The organism is Meridianimarinicoccus marinus (assembly GCF_040689105.1).
In the GTDB taxonomy this organism is placed as follows: domain Bacteria; phylum Pseudomonadota; class Alphaproteobacteria; order Rhodobacterales; family Rhodobacteraceae; genus Meridianimarinicoccus; species Meridianimarinicoccus marinus.
The window spans coordinates 46,251-62,814 of record NZ_JBFBVU010000010.1 but is presented as its reverse complement, the minus strand read 5'-3'; the positions used below and the strand labels follow the sequence as shown (position 1 = coordinate 62,814).

At 62.7% G+C, this 16,564-nt stretch carries 12 protein-coding genes; all 12 read left to right on the top strand.

The features are described 5' to 3' along the window. Nucleotides 1-55: 55 nt before the first annotated feature. The 12 genes from secE to fusA all read left to right on the top strand — a co-directional run bounded on the left by secE (nt 56) and on the right by fusA (nt 16,540). The gene (gene secE / locus AB0T83_RS09850; protein ID WP_366192858.1) at nt 56-256 is read left to right on the top strand and encodes a preprotein translocase subunit SecE; all 201 of its coding nucleotides are present in this window, start codon (nt 56-58) and stop codon (nt 254-256) included. Nucleotides 257-456: 200 nt separating this feature from the next. After that, complete coding sequence (nusG, locus tag AB0T83_RS09845; RefSeq protein WP_366192857.1) at nt 457-990, top strand: transcription termination/antitermination protein NusG; 534 nt, start codon at nt 457-459, stop codon at nt 988-990. 125 nt (nt 991-1,115) lie between these two features. Then, a complete protein-coding gene (gene rplK, locus AB0T83_RS09840) occupies nt 1,116-1,568 on the top strand; it encodes a 50S ribosomal protein L11 (RefSeq protein ID WP_366192856.1) in 453 nt (150 codons plus the stop codon). 2 nt (nt 1,569-1,570) lie between these two features. Then, a complete protein-coding gene (rplA, locus tag AB0T83_RS09835) occupies nt 1,571-2,272 on the top strand; it encodes a 50S ribosomal protein L1 (protein ID WP_366192855.1) in 702 nt (233 codons plus the stop codon). Between the two features lie 268 nt (nt 2,273-2,540). Next, the gene (gene rplJ, locus AB0T83_RS09830; protein ID WP_366192854.1) at nt 2,541-3,059 is read left to right on the top strand and encodes a 50S ribosomal protein L10; all 519 of its coding nucleotides are present in this window, start codon (nt 2,541-2,543) and stop codon (nt 3,057-3,059) included. Between the two features lie 60 nt (nt 3,060-3,119). Continuing rightward, nucleotides 3,120-3,500, top strand: coding sequence for a 50S ribosomal protein L7/L12 (gene rplL / locus AB0T83_RS09825; protein WP_366192853.1), 381 nt, complete (start codon nt 3,120-3,122; stop codon nt 3,498-3,500). Nucleotides 3,501-3,740: 240 nt separating this feature from the next. Next, nucleotides 3,741-7,877: a DNA-directed RNA polymerase subunit beta gene (gene rpoB, locus AB0T83_RS09820; protein WP_366192852.1), complete on the top strand. Its 4,137-nt coding sequence runs from the start codon at nt 3,741-3,743 to the stop codon at nt 7,875-7,877. A gap of 100 nt (nt 7,878-7,977) precedes the next feature. Next, the gene (gene rpoC, locus AB0T83_RS09815) at nt 7,978-12,231 is read left to right on the top strand and encodes a DNA-directed RNA polymerase subunit beta' (RefSeq protein ID WP_366192851.1); all 4,254 of its coding nucleotides are present in this window, start codon (nt 7,978-7,980) and stop codon (nt 12,229-12,231) included. 97 nt (nt 12,232-12,328) lie between these two features. Next, nucleotides 12,329-13,243 (top strand): DMT family transporter, encoded by a 915-nt coding sequence (locus AB0T83_RS09810; protein ID WP_366192850.1) that lies wholly within the window; start codon nt 12,329-12,331, stop codon nt 13,241-13,243. Between the two features lie 297 nt (nt 13,244-13,540). Beyond that, nucleotides 13,541-13,912: a 30S ribosomal protein S12 gene (rpsL, locus tag AB0T83_RS09805; protein WP_008331617.1), complete on the top strand. Its 372-nt coding sequence runs from the start codon at nt 13,541-13,543 to the stop codon at nt 13,910-13,912. A gap of 12 nt (nt 13,913-13,924) precedes the next feature. After that, the gene (gene rpsG / locus AB0T83_RS09800) at nt 13,925-14,395 is read left to right on the top strand and encodes a 30S ribosomal protein S7 (protein WP_366192849.1); all 471 of its coding nucleotides are present in this window, start codon (nt 13,925-13,927) and stop codon (nt 14,393-14,395) included. A gap of 27 nt (nt 14,396-14,422) precedes the next feature. Further along, a complete protein-coding gene (gene fusA / locus AB0T83_RS09795) occupies nt 14,423-16,540 on the top strand; it encodes an elongation factor G (protein ID WP_366192848.1) in 2,118 nt (705 codons plus the stop codon). The last annotated feature ends 24 nt before the right edge of the window (nt 16,541-16,564 follow it).

Sequence of the window (16,564 nt, the reverse complement as noted above, 5' to 3'; positions counted from 1 at the left end):
TCCCCGCCCGAAAGGCGTATCTGCCGCCCATTGCGCAAGAAGGACTCTGTAGACGATGGCGAAGACCAACCCTTTCCAGTTCATCCAGCAGGTACGCGGTGAAGTGGCCAAGATCGTCTGGCCCAGCCAGCGTGAAGTGCTGCTGACCTCGGCGATGGTGCTGGCGATGGCGACGCTGACGGCCATCTTCTTCTTCTTTGTGGACTTCCTGATCCGCAACGGGCTGACCTTCACGCTGAATTTCTTCGGCAGCTGATCCCGCCCCGGCCTGGCGCCCCCGTCCGACATTGTGACTTGTCATTCGGGCGTCAAAGGTCTAGCACACCGTGTGTTCTGGATGAGGGCGTGCAATGATTCGTGTTGCGCGCCGCTTTTTTCTTCCGGAACGCTTGAAAAAATTACACACGATCAGGGCCTTACGAGGCTCGGCAAGACGACGTAAAGGCGGCGAGCAAGATGGCGAAACGGTGGTATTCGGTCAGCGTTCTTTCGAATTTCGAAAAGAAGATCGCTGAACAGATCCGGACCGAGGCCGTCGAGAAGGGCCTTGAGGACGAGATCGAAGAGGTTCTGGTCCCCGAAGAGGAAGTGATCGAAGTGCGCCGGGGCAAGAAGGTCTCGGTGCCGCGGCGCTTCATGCCCGGCTATGTGCTGGTGCGGATGGAAATGACCGATCGGGGCTATCACCTGATCAACAACATCAACCGGGTGACCGGTTTCCTCGGGCCCCAGGGTCGGCCGATGCCCATGCGCGATGCCGAGGTGAACCAGATCCTGAACCGCGTCGAAGAGGGCGAGGCCCAGCCGCGCACCTTGATCCACTATGAAATCGGCGAGCGGGTGAAGGTCAACGACGGCCCGTTCGAGGATTTCGACGGGATGGTCGAGGAAGTGGACGAAGACAACCAGCGCCTCAAGGTGACGGTGTCGATCTTCGGGCGCGAGACGCCCGTGGAACTGGAATTCACGCAGGTCACCAAACAGGCCTGACGTGTCAGACGTGGGAGGCAGTCCGGGCGCGCCCGGCCGGCTGAACCACGGCAACCCAAGGCCGCCGACGCGTTGGCGGCTGTTGTAGGGCGGGGCGACCCGCCGCTGGAAGAAGGAGAGGCCTCATGGCCAAGAAACTCGCTGGGACGATGAAGCTCCAGATCCCCGCCGGCAAGGCGAACCCGAGCCCCCCCGTGGGTCCGGCGCTGGGTCAGCGCGGCATCAACATCATGGAATTCTGCAAGGCGTTCAACGCCAAGACGCAGGAAATGGAAGCCGGTGCGCCGTGCCCGACCGTGATCACCTACTATCAGGACAAGTCCTTCACCATGGACATCAAGACGCCGCCCGCGTCTTACTACCTGAAGAAGGCCGCCGGCATGAAGCCCGTTGGCAAGCGCAACCGTCCGCGCGGTGCCGAGAACCCCGGTCGCGAGACCGTGGCGACCGTGACCGTGGCCCAGCTGCGTGAGATCGCCGAAGCCAAGATGAAAGACCTCAGCGCGAACGACGTTGAAGCCGCAATGAAAATCATCGTGGGCTCTGCCCGCTCGATGGGCATCGAGGTGAAAGGCTGATCATGGCAAAGCTCGGTAAGCGTACAAAGGCAGCCCGCGCTGCTTTCGCAGGCAAAGTAGACATCACCGTCGAAGAAGCCGTCGCATTGGTGAAATCCTCGGCGACCTCGAAGTTCGACGAAACCGTCGAGATCGCGATGAACCTGGGTGTCGATCCCCGTCACGCAGACCAGATGGTCCGCGGCGTGGTGACCCTGCCCAACGGCACCGGCAAGACCGTTCGCGTCGCCGTGTTCGCCCGTGGCGCCAAGGCTGAAGAAGCCCAGGCCGCCGGTGCGGACATCGTGGGTGCCGAAGACCTGATGGAAACCATCCAGGGCGGCACCATCGAGTTCGATCGCTGCATTGCGACCCCGGACATGATGCCGATCGTCGGCCGCCTGGGCAAGATTCTCGGCCCGCGCAACCTGATGCCGAACCCCAAGGTCGGCACCGTGACCATGGATGTCGCCGAAGCCGTGGCCAACGCCAAGGGCGGTGAGGTTCAGTTCAAGGCCGAGAAAGCCGGCGTCGTGCATGCGGGCATCGGCAAGGCCTCCTTCGACGAGGCCAAGCTGGTGGAAAACGTGCGCGCCTTCGTGGCCGCCGTGTCGCGCGCCCGGCCGTCGGGGGCCAAGGGTGCCTACATGAAGAAGATCGCGCTGAGCTCGACCATGGGTCCGGGCCTCAGTGTCGACGTGGATAGCGCGGCAGCCGCCGAGTAATCCCGCAAGATCGGGCGGGGCGACCCGCCTGGTGGCAGGGCCGACAGGCCCTGTCCTGTCCGAGACGGAGGGTGTGTCGCTGACTGGGCCGCAAGGCCGCAGAAGCGGGGCTTAATTTCCTTCCCGAGATGGGGAACGAGACATTTCTCTGAGAGCCGCGTGCGGCCCTCGGGCGATCTGCTCGGGACCCTGAGTTGAGGACCCGAACGCCGGGGATACCCGGCAGAAGTGAGCCGAGGGGGCAACCTCTCAAACTTGGAGTGAAACTGTGGATAGAGCCCAGAAAGAGAAATTGGTCGATGAACTCGGCCAGATCTTCGAAAGCTCTGGCGTTGTAGTGGTTGCACACTACGCGGGTCTCACGGTTGCCGAGATGCAGGATCTTCGGGGGCGCATGCGCGCATCCGGGGCGTCCGTGCGTGTTGCCAAGAACAGGCTCGCCAAGATCGCCCTCGAGGGCAAACCCTGCGCAGGCATGGGTGAGCTACTTACGGGCATGACCGTACTGTCCTATTCCGAGGACCCCGTGGCAGCAGCCAAGGTGGCCGAGGACTTCGCCAAGGACAACAAGAAATTCGAAATCCTTGGCGGGGCAATGGGCGAGACGATCCTGGACCGGGCTGGTGTTGAAGCCGTGTCGAAAATGCCGTCGCGCGAGGAGCTTATTGCCTCCATCGTCGGCTGCATCGGCGCGCCCGCTTCGAACATCGCCGGTGCGATTGGCGCACCTGCTTCGAACATCGCGAGCATCCTTTCGACAATCGAAGAGCGCGGCGAGGCCGCGTGAGATCCCGCGTGTGGACATCATCGCACGTTGGAACACATCTAAAGATACGGAACAGAGAAAATGGCTGATCTGAAAGCACTTGCTGAGCAAATCGTCAACCTGACGCTGCTGGAAGCACAAGAACTGAAAACCATCCTGAAGGATGAGTATGGCATCGAACCCGCCGCTGGCGGCGCTGTCATGATGGCTGGCCCGGCCGGCGACGCCGGTGGCGAAGCTGCCGAAGAGCAAACCGAATTTGACGTGATCCTGAAAGCCGCTGGCGGCGAGAAGATCAAGGTCATCAAGGAAGTTCGCGGCATCACCGGTCTTGGCCTGAAAGAAGCCAAAGAGCTGGTCGAAGCTGGCGGCAAAGCTGTCAAAGAGCAGGTTTCGAAAGAAGAAGCCGAAGACATCAAGGCGAAGCTGGAAGCAGTCGGCGCCGAGATCGAGCTCAAGTAATCCGTCGGGTCGGCTGGCCCGTAAGGATCAAGATTGGCTGGGCCCGGAGATATTCCGGGTCCAGCTATCCGCGTCTTGGCGAGGCCCTGATGACAGGGGTTCTCCAAGGAGCGGTCAAAGGTCGGGAGGCACCCCGTGGGAAGGGCGCCAGGCATGGACCGACCGTTTCGATGTTTCAGGGATGCGCCCCGTGGCCCCGGCGGTGGCGGTATTCCGGTGAAACGAAAGGCAACGGCACTTATGGCGCAGACTTATATCGGCCAGAAACGACTCCGCAAATATTACGGCAAGATCCGCGAAGTCCTGGAAATGCCGAACCTCATCGAGGTTCAGAAATCGTCCTACGACCTGTTCCTGCGCTCCGGCGACAGCGATGTTCCGCTGGACGGCGAAGGCATCAAGGGCGTGTTCCAGTCGGTCTTCCCGATCAAGGATTTCAACGAAACCAGCGTTCTGGAATTTGTCTCCTACGAGCTGGAAAAGCCCAAGTATGACGTCGAGGAATGCCAGCAGCGCGACATGACCTACAGCGCGCCGCTGAAGGTGACCCTGCGCCTGATCGTGTTCGATGTGGACGAGGATACCGGCGCCAAGTCGGTGAAGGACATCAAGGAGCAGGACGTGTTCATGGGCGACATGCCGCTCATGACGCCGAACGGCACCTTCGTGGTCAATGGCACCGAGCGCGTGATCGTTTCCCAGATGCACCGTTCGCCGGGTGTGTTCTTCGATCACGACAAGGGCAAGACCCACGCCAGCGGCAAACTGCTGTTTGCCTGCCGCATCATCCCCTATCGCGGCTCGTGGCTGGATTTCGAATTCGACGCCAAGGACATCGTGTTTGCCCGTATCGACCGTCGCCGCAAACTGCCGGTGACGACGCTGCTCTATGCCCTTGGCATGGATCAGGAAGGCATCTGCGACGCCTACTACGACACCGTCAACTACAAGTTGGAAAGCAGCCGGGGCTGGGTGACGAAGTTCTTCCCGGAACGCGTTCGTGGCACCCGTCCGACCTTTGATCTGGTGGATGCGGCCACCGGCGAAGTCATCGCCGAAGCCGGCAAGAAGGTCACGCCGCGCGCCGTCAAGAAACTGATCGACGAAGGCAATGTCACCGAACTTCTGGTGCCCTTCGACATGATTGTCGGCAAATACGTCTCGAAGGACATCATCAACGAGGAAACCGGCGCCATCTACGTGGAAGCCGGCGATGAGCTGACCTGGGAACTGGGCAAGGACGGGGAAGTGAACGGCGGCTCGCTGAAAGAGCTGATGGATGCGGGCATCACCGAAATCCCGGTGCTGGACATCGACAACATCAACGTCGGTCCCTACATCCGCAACACCATGGCCGCGGACAAGAACATGAACCGCGACACGGCGCTCATGGACATCTACCGTGTCATGCGTCCGGGCGAGCCGCCCACCGTCGAAGCCGCCTCGGCCCTGTTCGACACGCTGTTCTTCGACAGCGAGCGTTATGACCTGTCCGCCGTGGGCCGGGTGAAGATGAACATGCGTCTTGCGCTGAACGCCGAAGACACCCAGCGCACGCTGCGCAAGGAAGACATTGTCGCCTGCATCAAGGCGCTGGTGGAACTGCGCGACGGCAAGGGCGACATCGACGACATCGACCACCTCGGCAACCGCCGGGTGCGCTCGGTCGGCGAACTGATGGAAAACCAGTATCGCGTCGGCCTGCTGCGCATGGAGCGCGCCATCAAGGAGCGTATGTCCAGCGTCGAGATCGACACGGTGATGCCGCAGGATCTGATCAACGCCAAGCCGGCCGCGGCCGCGGTGCGTGAATTCTTCGGCTCGTCGCAGCTGTCGCAGTTCATGGACCAGACCAACCCGCTGTCGGAAGTGACGCACAAACGCCGCCTGTCGGCGCTTGGGCCGGGCGGTCTGACCCGCGAACGTGCGGGCTTCGAGGTTCGCGACGTTCACACCACGCACTATGGCCGGATGTGCCCGATCGAGACGCCGGAAGGCCCGAACATCGGTCTGATCAACTCGCTGGCCACCTTCGCTCGCGTCAACAAGTACGGCTTCATCGAAACCCCCTATCGCCGGGTTGTCGAAGGTCATGTGACCGATGACGTGGTCTATATGTCCGCGACCGAGGAAATGCGTCACACCGTGGCGCAGGCCAACGCGACGCTGGATGAAAACGGCAACTTCGTGAACGACCTGGTGAACACCCGCCAGTCAGGCGAATACACCATGGCGCCGCGCGAAAACGTCGACCTGATCGACGTGTCGCCCAAGCAGTTGGTGTCGGTTGCGGCCTCGCTGATTCCGTTCCTGGAAAACGACGACGCCAACCGCGCCCTGATGGGGTCGAACATGCAGCGTCAGGCCGTTCCGCTGTTGCAGGCCGAGGCGCCGCTGGTCGGCACCGGGATCGAGGAAATCGTGGCCCGCGACTCGGGCGCGGCCATTGTCGCCAAGCGCGCGGGCATCATCGACCAGGTGGACGCCACCCGGATCGTGATCCGCGCCACCTCGGACATGGCACCGGGCGATCCGGGTGTCGACATCTACCGGATGCGCAAATTCCAGCGGTCGAACCAGAACTCCTGCATCAACCAGCGCCCGCTGGTGAAGGTGGGACAGGAAGTGACCCGTGGCGAGGTGATCGCCGACGGTCCGTCGACCGACATGGGGGAACTGGCGCTCGGCAAGAACGTCGTCGTCGCCTTCATGCCGTGGAACGGCTACAACTACGAAGACTCGATCCTGATTTCGGAACGCATCGTGCGGGATGACGTTTTCACCTCGGTGCATATCGAGGAATTCGAAGTCGCCGCCCGTGACACCAAGCTGGGGCCGGAAGAGATCACCCGCGACATTCCGAACGTCGGCGAGGAAGCCCTGCGCAACCTCGACGAAGCGGGCATCGTCTATATCGGGGCCGAGGTTGGCCCGGCGGATATTCTGGTCGGCAAGATCACTCCGAAGGGCGAAAGCCCGATGACGCCGGAAGAAAAGCTTCTGCGCGCCATCTTCGGCGAGAAAGCCTCGGACGTGCGCGACACCTCGCTGCGTCTGCCGCCGGGGGATTACGGCACCATCGTGGAAGTTCGCGTCTTCAACCGTCACGGTGTGGACAAGGACGAACGCGCGATCCAGATCGAGCGCGAGGAAGTCGAACGTCTGGCCCGTGACCGGGACGACGAAATGGCGATCCTCGAGCGCAACATCTATGCCCGCCTGCGCACGCAGATCATGGGCAAGGTGATCGTGAAGGGTCCGAAAGGCATCAAGCCTGGGTCCGAAGTCACGCCGGATCTGCTCAGCACCCTGTCCAAGGGGTTGTGGTGGCAGCTGGCGCTGGAAGACGAGGCCGAGGCGAAGATCGTCGAGGCGCTCAACGAGCAGTACCAGAACCAGCGCCGTGCCCTGGAAGCCCGCTTCGAGGACAAGGTCGAGAAGGTGCGTCGTGGCGACGACCTGCCGCCGGGCGTCATGAAGATGGTCAAGGTCTTCGTCGCGGTGAAGCGCAAGCTGCAGCCGGGCGACAAGATGGCCGGTCGCCACGGGAACAAGGGCGTGATCTCGCGCGTGGTTCCCATGGAAGACATGCCGTTCCTTGCGGACGGGACTCCGGTCGACTTCGTTCTGAACCCGCTCGGCGTGCCGTCGCGGATGAACGTCGGGCAGATCCTGGAAACCCACATGGGCTGGGCCTGCCGTGGACTGGGCCTGAAGATCGACGAGGCGCTTGGCGACTATCGCCGGACCGGCGACATGACCCCGGTGCGCGACGCGATGCGCCTGGCCTATTGCGACGATGTCTATGACGAAGGCATCGCCGGCATGGACGACGAGCAGCTGCTGGAAGCGGCGGGCAATGTCACCCGCGGTGTTCCGATCGCAACCCCGGTCTTCGACGGGGCGCGCGAGGAAGGCGTCAACGACGCGCTGAAACGGGCCGGTTTCGACCAGTCCGGTCAGTCGGAACTGTTCGATGGCCGCACCGGCGAGCAATTCGCGCGGAAGGTCACCGTCGGCATCAAGTACCTGCTGAAGCTGCATCACCTGGTGGACGACAAGATCCACGCGCGTTCGACCGGCCCGTACTCGCTGGTCACCCAGCAGCCGCTGGGCGGCAAGGCGCAGTTCGGTGGTCAGCGCTTCGGGGAGATGGAGGTCTGGGCCCTGGAGGCCTATGGCGCCGCCTATACCCTGCAGGAAATGCTGACCGTCAAGTCGGATGACGTGGCAGGCCGGACCAAGGTCTATGAAAGCATCGTGAAGGGCGAGGACAACTTCGAAGCCGGCGTGCCGGAATCGTTCAACGTTCTCGTCAAGGAGGTCCGGGGTCTGGGCCTCAACATGGAACTCCTGGACGCGGAGGGCGAGGAATAAGGCCGGCGGCGGCGGGGCAACCCCCGCCCGACGCAGCCCGGCAGGGCGGGGATCTCCCCGCCTTCACTCCCCCAAAACGCCCGTATTCTGAGGAAACTCAATGAACCAGGAACTCTCGACCAACCCGTTCAACCCGCTGACCCCGCCGAAGCAATTCGACGAGATCAAGGTGTCGCTGGCCTCTCCCGAACGGATCCTCTCGTGGTCCTACGGCGAGATCAAGAAGCCCGAAACCATCAACTACCGGACGTTCAAGCCCGAACGTGACGGCCTGTTCTGCGCGCGCATCTTCGGTCCGATCAAAGACTACGAATGCCTGTGCGGCAAATACAAGCGCATGAAGTATCGCGGCGTCGTCTGCGAGAAATGCGGCGTGGAAGTCACCTTGCAGAAGGTTCGCCGCGAGCGGATGGGCCATATCGAACTGGCCTCGCCGGTGGCGCATATCTGGTTCCTCAAGTCGCTGCCGTCGCGCATCGGCCTGATGCTGGACATGACACTGCGCGATCTGGAACGCATCCTCTATTTCGAGAACTACGTGGTGATCGAACCCGGCCTCACCGACCTGATCTATGGTCAGCTGATGTCGGAAGAGGAGTTCATGGATGCCCAGGACGCCTATGGCATGGACGCCTTCACCGCCGGTATCGGCGCCGAGGCGATCCGCGATATGCTGTCCCAGATCGACCTGGAATCCGAAGCCGCCACCCTGCGCGACGAGTTGAAGGAAGCCACGGGCGAACTGAAGCCCAAGAAGATCATCAAGCGCCTGAAGGTGGTTGAGAGCTTCCTGGAATCCGGCAACCGCCCGGAATGGATGATCCTGACCGTTGTACCGGTCATCCCGCCGGAACTGCGCCCGCTGGTGCCGCTGGATGGTGGCCGTTTCGCGACTTCGGACCTGAACGACCTGTACCGCCGCGTTATCAACCGGAACAACCGCCTGAAGCGGCTGATCGAGCTGCGCGCACCGGACATCATCATCCGCAACGAAAAGCGGATGCTGCAGGAATCCGTGGATGCGCTGTTCGACAACGGCCGCCGTGGCCGCGTCATCACCGGCGCCAACAAGCGTCCGCTGAAATCGCTGTCCGACATGCTGAAGGGCAAGCAGGGCCGCTTCCGCCAGAACCTTCTGGGCAAGCGCGTCGACTTCTCGGGCCGGTCGGTGATTGTGACCGGGCCGGAGCTGAAGCTGCACCAATGTGGTCTTCCCAAGAAGATGGCGTTGGAACTGTTCAAGCCGTTCATCTATTCGCGTCTTGAAGCCAAGGGGCTGTCTTCCACCGTGAAGCAGGCCAAGAAGCTGGTGGAAAAGGAACGTCCCGAGGTCTGGGACATCCTGGACGAGGTGATCCGCGAGCATCCCGTCATGCTGAACCGGGCGCCGACGCTGCACCGTCTTGGCATTCAGGCGTTCGAGCCTAAGCTGATCGAAGGCAAGGCCATCCAGCTGCATCCGCTGGTATGTTCGGCCTTCAACGCCGACTTCGACGGCGACCAGATGGCCGTGCACGTGCCGCTGAGCCTTGAGGCCCAGCTGGAAGCGCGCGTCCTGATGATGTCGACGAACAACGTTCTGTCGCCCGCCAACGGCGCGCCGATCATCGTGCCTTCGCAGGATATGGTGCTGGGTCTCTACTATGTGACCCTGCAGCGCGCCGGCATGAAGGGCGAGGGCATGGTCTTTGCCGACGTCGACGAAGTGCGTCATGCGCTGGACGCCGGCGAGGTGCATCTGCACGCCAAGGTCACCGCGCGGATCAAGCAGATCGGCGAGGACGGGCTTGAGGTCTACAAGCGGTACGAAACCACGCCGGGCCGCGTGCTGCTGGGCGACCTGCTGCCGCTGAACGCCAAGGCGCCTTTCGATCTGGTGAACCGCCTTCTTCGGAAGGGCGAGGTTCAGCAGGTCATCGACTCCGTCTACCGCTATTGCGGCCAGAAGGAGTCGGTCATCTTCTGTGACCAGATCATGACCATGGGCTTCCGCGAGGCGTTCAAGGCCGGGATTTCCTTCGGCAAGGACGACATGGTGATCCCCGACAGCAAGTGGGAGATCGTCAATGCCGTGCGCGACCAGGTCAAGGAGTTCGAACAGCAGTACATGGACGGCCTGATCACCCAGGGCGAAAAGTACAACAAGGTCATCGACGCCTGGTCGAAGTGTTCCGACACCGTGGCCGACGCCATGATGGCCGACATTTCCGCCGTGCGGGTCGAGGACGGGGTCGAGCAGGAACCGAACTCGGTCTACATGATGGCCCACTCCAAGGCGCGGGGCTCGCCTGCACAGATGAAACAGCTGGGCGGGATGCGCGGCCTGATGGCCAAGCCCGACGGCTCGATCATCGAAACGCCGATCATCTCGAACTTCAAGGAAGGTCTGACCGTTCTTGAATACTTCAACTCGACCCACGGCGCCCGGAAGGGCCTTGCGGATACGGCGTTGAAGACGGCGAACTCGGGCTATCTGACCCGTCGTCTGGTGGACGTGGCGCAGGACTGCATCGTGCGCTCGCATGATTGCGGCACCGACAAGGCGATCACCGCCGAGGCGGCCGTCAACGACGGCGAAGTCGTGGCGACCCTGGGCGAGCGTGTGCTGGGCCGTGTGGCGGCAGATGACGTTCACGTGCCGGGCACCGAAGAGGTGATCGTGGCGGCGGGCGAATTGATCGACGAACGGCGTGCCGATCAGATCGAAAGCGCGGGCGTGGCCAAGATGCGCATCCGCAGCCCGCTGACCTGTGAAGCGGACGAGGGCGTCTGCGCGGCCTGCTACGGTCGTGACCTTGCGCGCGGCACCTTGGTGAACCAGGGCGAAGCGGTGGGCATCATCGCGGCCCAGTCGATCGGTGAACCGGGCACCCAGCTGACGATGCGGACCTTCCACATCGGCGGTATTGCACAGGGTGGCCAGCAGTCGTTCCAGGAAGCCGGTGCCGAGGGCAAGATCGAGTTCCGCAACCCGGCGCTCGTGACCAACTCCAGCGGCGAAGCCATTGCCATCGGCAGGAACATGCAGATGGCGATCATCGGCAGCGACGGCGAGGAACGGGCCAGCTTCAAGATCGGCTACGGCACCAAGATCCTGGTCAAGGACGGGGCCACCGTAGGCCGTGGCGACAAGCTGTATGAATGGGACCCCTACACGCTTCCCATCATCGCCGAGAAGAGCGGTCAGGCGAAATTCGTCGATCTGGTTTCCGGCATCTCGGTGCGCGAAGACACCGACGATGCCACCGGTATGACCCAGAAGATCGTTTCGGACTGGCGGTCGGCGCCGAAAGGCAGCGACCTGAAGCCCGAGATCATCATCATGGATCCCGAGACAGGCGAACCGGTGCGCAACGACGCCGGCAATCCGGTCAGTTATCCGATGTCGGTGGACGCGATCCTGTCGATCGAGGAAAGCCAGGATGTCCATGTGGGCGACGTGGTTGCGCGGATCCCGCGCGAAGGCGCCAAGACCAAGGACATCACCGGGGGTCTGCCGCGGGTGGCCGAGCTTTTCGAAGCCCGCCGTCCGAAGGATCACGCCATCATCGCCGAGATTGACGGCTACGTCCGCTTTGGCCGCGACTACAAGAACAAGCGCCGGATCACCATCGAGCCCGCAGATGAGAATCTGGAGCCGGTGGAATACATGGTGCCCAAGGGCAAGCACATCCCGGTCGTCGAGGGCGATTTCGTCCAGAAGGGCGACTACATCATGGATGGCAACCCCGCGCCGCACGACATCCTGCGGATCATGGGCATCGAGGCGCTGGCCGACTATCTGATCAACGAAGTGCAGGACGTCTATCGTCTGCAGGGCGTGAAGATCAACGACAAGCACATCGAAGTGATCGTGCGGCAGATGCTGCAGAAGTTCGAGATCCTCGACAGCGGCGAGACCACGCTGCTGAAGGGCGAGCATGTCGACAAGGCCGAACTGGACGAAATGAACGACAAGGCGCTGGCCGACGGACGTCGCCCGGCCGAGGCGGAGCCGATCCTTCTGGGGATCACCAAGGCGTCGCTGCAGACCCGTTCGTTCATCTCGGCGGCGTCCTTCCAGGAGACCACCCGCGTGCTGACCGAAGCTTCGGTTCAGGGCAAGCGCGACAAGCTGATCGGTCTGAAGGAAAACGTCATCGTGGGCCGTCTGATCCCGGCCGGCACCGGCGGTGCCAGCCAGCGCGTGCGCCGCATTGCCGGCGAGCGCGACCAGAAGGTCATCGAGCAGAAGCAGGCCGAGGCCGAAGCGGCACTGGCGCTGCAGGCGCCGGAAAGCGACGGTCTGGGCGATGTCTTCGGGGACGCCCCGAGCGACAATCTGGTGGAAACCCCGGAACGCGGCGAGTTCTGATCGCCCGCTGACACGCACAACGAACCCCGCCCTGATTGGGCGGGGTTTTTCATTGGCGGGCCTCCGGGGCCTGCCTGACCATCCAGGGAACCCTGCCGTGCCTGTTCTGGCCGAAGACAGCTCTGTTGCCAGCCGCAACCTGCGCGGCGCGTTTCTGATGACCCTGTCGATGGCGGCCTTCGTCGGCAATGACGCCTGCATGCGGGCCATGGCCGGCACCCTGCCGGTGGCGCAGATCCTGGTGTTGCGCAGCGGCGTGACCGCGCTGATCCTGCTGGCGCTGGCCATTCAGGGCGGCCTTCTGGTGCAGCTTCTGCGGCTGGAACGCCGTGGCTGGGCGCTGGTGGCCCTGCGCAGCCTTGCCGAGATCTGGACCGCCTTCAGCGTGCTGATCTCGTTGCAGCACCTCAGCCTGTCGACATTCACCGCGATCATCCAGGCAGGGCCGCTGTCGGTGGCGCTGGCCGGGGCGGTGTTCCTGAAGGAGCCGATGGGCTGGCGGCGTCTGGTGGCGATCCTGATCGGCTTTGGCGGGGTGATGATCATCATCCGGCCCGGCACCGAGGTCTTCGACATCTGGTCGCTGGCGGGGCTATCGGCGGTGGCGGGGTTCACCCTGCGCGACCTGACCGCGCGCCGCGTGCCGGCGCATTTCTCGCCGATCCTGACGGCGCTGTGCGGGGCCATCGCGGTGCTGCTGGCGGCGGCGGTGATCAGCCCGGCGGTGACCTGGCAGATGCCGACCCCGCCGCTGTGGGCGGGCATCGTGGCGGCGGCGATGTTCTCGGCGGCGGCCTATGTTCTGGCGGTGCGCTGCATGCAGGTGGGCGAGATCGCCTTCGTCACGCCCTTCCGCTACACCGGCCTGCTCTGGGCGCTTCTGCTGGGGGTGCTCTTCCTTGGCGAACGCCCGGATCTGCTGACGATGGTGGGGGCGGCCATCGTGCTCGCCACCGGTGGATTCACCCTGTATCGCGAACATCAGGCCCGCCGCCGAAGCCGTCGTGCGTGATCCGGCGCGCAGAGCCGCCGCTGGATGTTGACACCCCCCGCGACTCTGTCTATACGCCGCGCAATCGGGTGGGGTTTTCCCTGTCCTGACCCAAGATTAGTCGTGGTCATGATCCGAGCGCCAGCCGCTCCGATCCTCTGGAACCCGCCGCATCGCCCCTGAATGCAGGAGGCGGGAGCGGCTTTTTCGCTTGTCCGTACACCAAACGGGCGGCGCCACGAAACAAGAATTGAACCGCGCGTCGTCTTGGCGTGCACCGACAAGACGAACGATGAGCAAAGCGGAGTACGAACCGGAATGCCAACGATCCAACAGCTGATCCGCAAACCGCGGCAGCCGAAAGTGAAACGCTCCAAGTCGCAGCACTTGGAATCCTGCCCCCAGAAGCGCGGCGTCTGCACGCGCGTCTACACCACCACGCCCAAGAAGCCGAACTCGGCCATGCGGAAGGTGGCCAAGGTGCGTCTGACCAACGGCTACGAAGTCATCAGCTACATTCCGGGTGAAAGCCACAACCTTCAGGAGCACTCGGTGGTCCTGATCCGTGGCGGCCGTGTAAAAGACCTTCCCGGTGTCCGTTACCACATCCTGCGCGGTGTTCTGGATACCCAGGGCGTCAAAGACCGTAAGCAGCGCCGCTCGAAATACGGCGCCAAGCGCCCCAAGTAAGGAGAGACGCACATGTCCCGCCGTCACGCTGCCGAAAAGCGCGAAGTTCTGCCCGACGCCAAATATGGCGATCGCGTGCTGACCAAATTCATGAACAACCTGATGATCGACGGCAAGAAATCCGCCGCCGAGCGCATTGTCTACAATGCTTTCGACCGGGTTGAAGCCAAGCTGAAGAAGGCCCCTGTCGAGGTTTTCCACGAAGCTCTGGAAAACATCCAGCCGTCGGTCGAAGTGCGGTCGCGTCGTGTGGGTGGTGCCACCTATCAGGTGCCCGTCGAAGTGCGCCCCGAGCGCCGTGAGGCCCTGGCCATCCGCTGGCTCATCATTGCCGCCCGCAAGCGCAACGAGAACACGATGGAAGAGCGTCTGGCCGGCGAACTGATGGACGCCGTGAACGGTCGTGGCACCGCCGTGAAAAAGCGTGAAGACACCCACAAGATGGCCGACGCCAACAAAGCGTTCAGCCATTACCGCTGGTAAACAATACTCCGCCTAAGGACCGAACCCATGGCTCGCGATTATCCCCTCGACCGGTACCGCAACTTCGGTATCATGGCGCACATCGATGCAGGTAAAACCACCTGTTCCGAGCGCATCCTGTACTACACCGGCAAGTCCCACAACATCGGCGAAGTGCACGATGGCGCGGCGACCATGGACTGGATGGAACAGGAGCAGGAGCGGGGCATCACCATCACCTCGGCTGCAACCACCACCTTCTGGGAGCGCACCGAGGACGGCGTGACCGCCGACACCCCGAAGCACCGCCTGAACATCATCGACACCCCCGGCCACGTTGACTTCACCATCGAAGTCGAACGCTCACTGGCGGTTCTCGACGGTGCCGTCTGTGTTCTGGACGCCAACGCCGGTGTCGAGCCGCAGACCGAAACCGTCTGGCGTCAGGCCGATCGCTACAAGGTTCCGCGCATCGTCTTCGTCAACAAGATGGACAAGATCGGCGCCGACTTCTTCAACTGCGTGCGCATGATCGAAGATCGCACCGGCGCGGTTGCTGTTCCGGTGGCTCTGCCCATCGGCGCCGAGACCGAGCTGGAAGGCCTCATCGACCTGGTCACCATGCAAGAGTGGCTGTGGAAGGGTGAAGACCTGGGCGCGTCCTGGGAGAAGGTCGAGATCCGCGACAGCCTGAAAGACGTGGCTGAAGAGTGGCGCGGCAAGATGATCGAAGCGGCCGTCGACATGGACGACGACGCGATGGAAGCCTATCTCGAAGGCGAAGAGCCCGACGTGCCGACCCTGCGCGCCCTGCTGCGCAAGGGCACTCTGGCCATGGCCTTCGTTCCGGTTCTGGGCGGTTCGGCGTTCAAGAACAAGGGTGTCCAGCCGCTGCTGAACGCCGTGATCGACTATCTGCCCAGCCCGCTGGACGTGGTCGATTACATGGGCTTCAAGCCGGGCGACGAGGAGGAAGTGCGCAACATCCCGCGCCGCGCGGATGACGACATGCCGTTCGCCGGTCTGGCCTTCAAGATCATGAACGACCCCTTCGTCGGCTCGCTGACCTTCACCCGGATCTATTCGGGCAAGATGAACAAGGGTGACTCGATCCTGAACTCGACCAAGGGCCGCAAAGAGCGCATCGGTCGGATGATGATGATGCACTCGAACAACCGCGAAGAGATCGATGAGGCCTTCGCAGGCGACATCATCGCGCTGGCGGGTCTGAAAGACACCACCACGGGCGACACCCTGTGTGACGCCAAGGACCCGGTGGTTCTGGAAACCATGACCTTCCCGGATCCGGTGATCGAGATCGCGGTCGAGCCGAAAACCAAGGCCGACCAGGAGAAGATGTCCCAGGGTCTGGCCCGTCTGGCCGCCGAAGACCCGTCCTTCCGCGTGGAAACCGACCTGGAATCGGGTCAGACCATCATGAAGGGCATGGGCGAACTTCACCTGGACATCCTGGTGGATCGCCTGAAGCGCGAATTCAAGGTCGAGGCCAACATCGGTGCGCCGCAGGTGGCCTACCGCGAGACCATCGGTCACGAGGTCGAGCACACCTACACCCACAAGAAACAGTCGGGTGGTTCGGGTCAGTTCGCCGAGGTGAAGATGATCATCGCGCCCACCGAGCCGGGCGAAGGCTATTCCTTCGAAAGCCGCATCGTCGGCGGGGCGATCCCCAAGGAATACATCCCCGGTGTCGAAAAAGGCATCAACTCGGTCATGGACAGCGGCCCTCTGGCTGGCTTCCCGGTGATCGACTTCAAGGTCGCGCTGATCGACGGTAAGTTCCACGACGTGGACTCCAGCGTTCTCGCCTTCGAAATCGCGGCACGGATGTGCATGCGTGAGGGGATGCGGAAAGCCGGTGCCAAACTGCTGGAACCGATCATGAAGGTCGAAGTGATCACGCCGGAAGAATACACCGGTGGCATCATCGGCGACCTGACGTCCCGTCGGGGCCAGGTGCAGGGTCAGGACACCCGCGGCAACGCGATCGCGATCGACGCCTTCGTGCCGCTGGCCAATATGTTCGGCTACATCAACACCCTGCGCTCCATGTCTTCGGGCCGCGCGCAGTTCACGATGCAGTTCGATCATTATGATCCGGTGCCGCAGAACATCAGCGACGAGATCCAGGCAAAATACGCCTGATCGGGACGGCGGGGTTAACCCCGC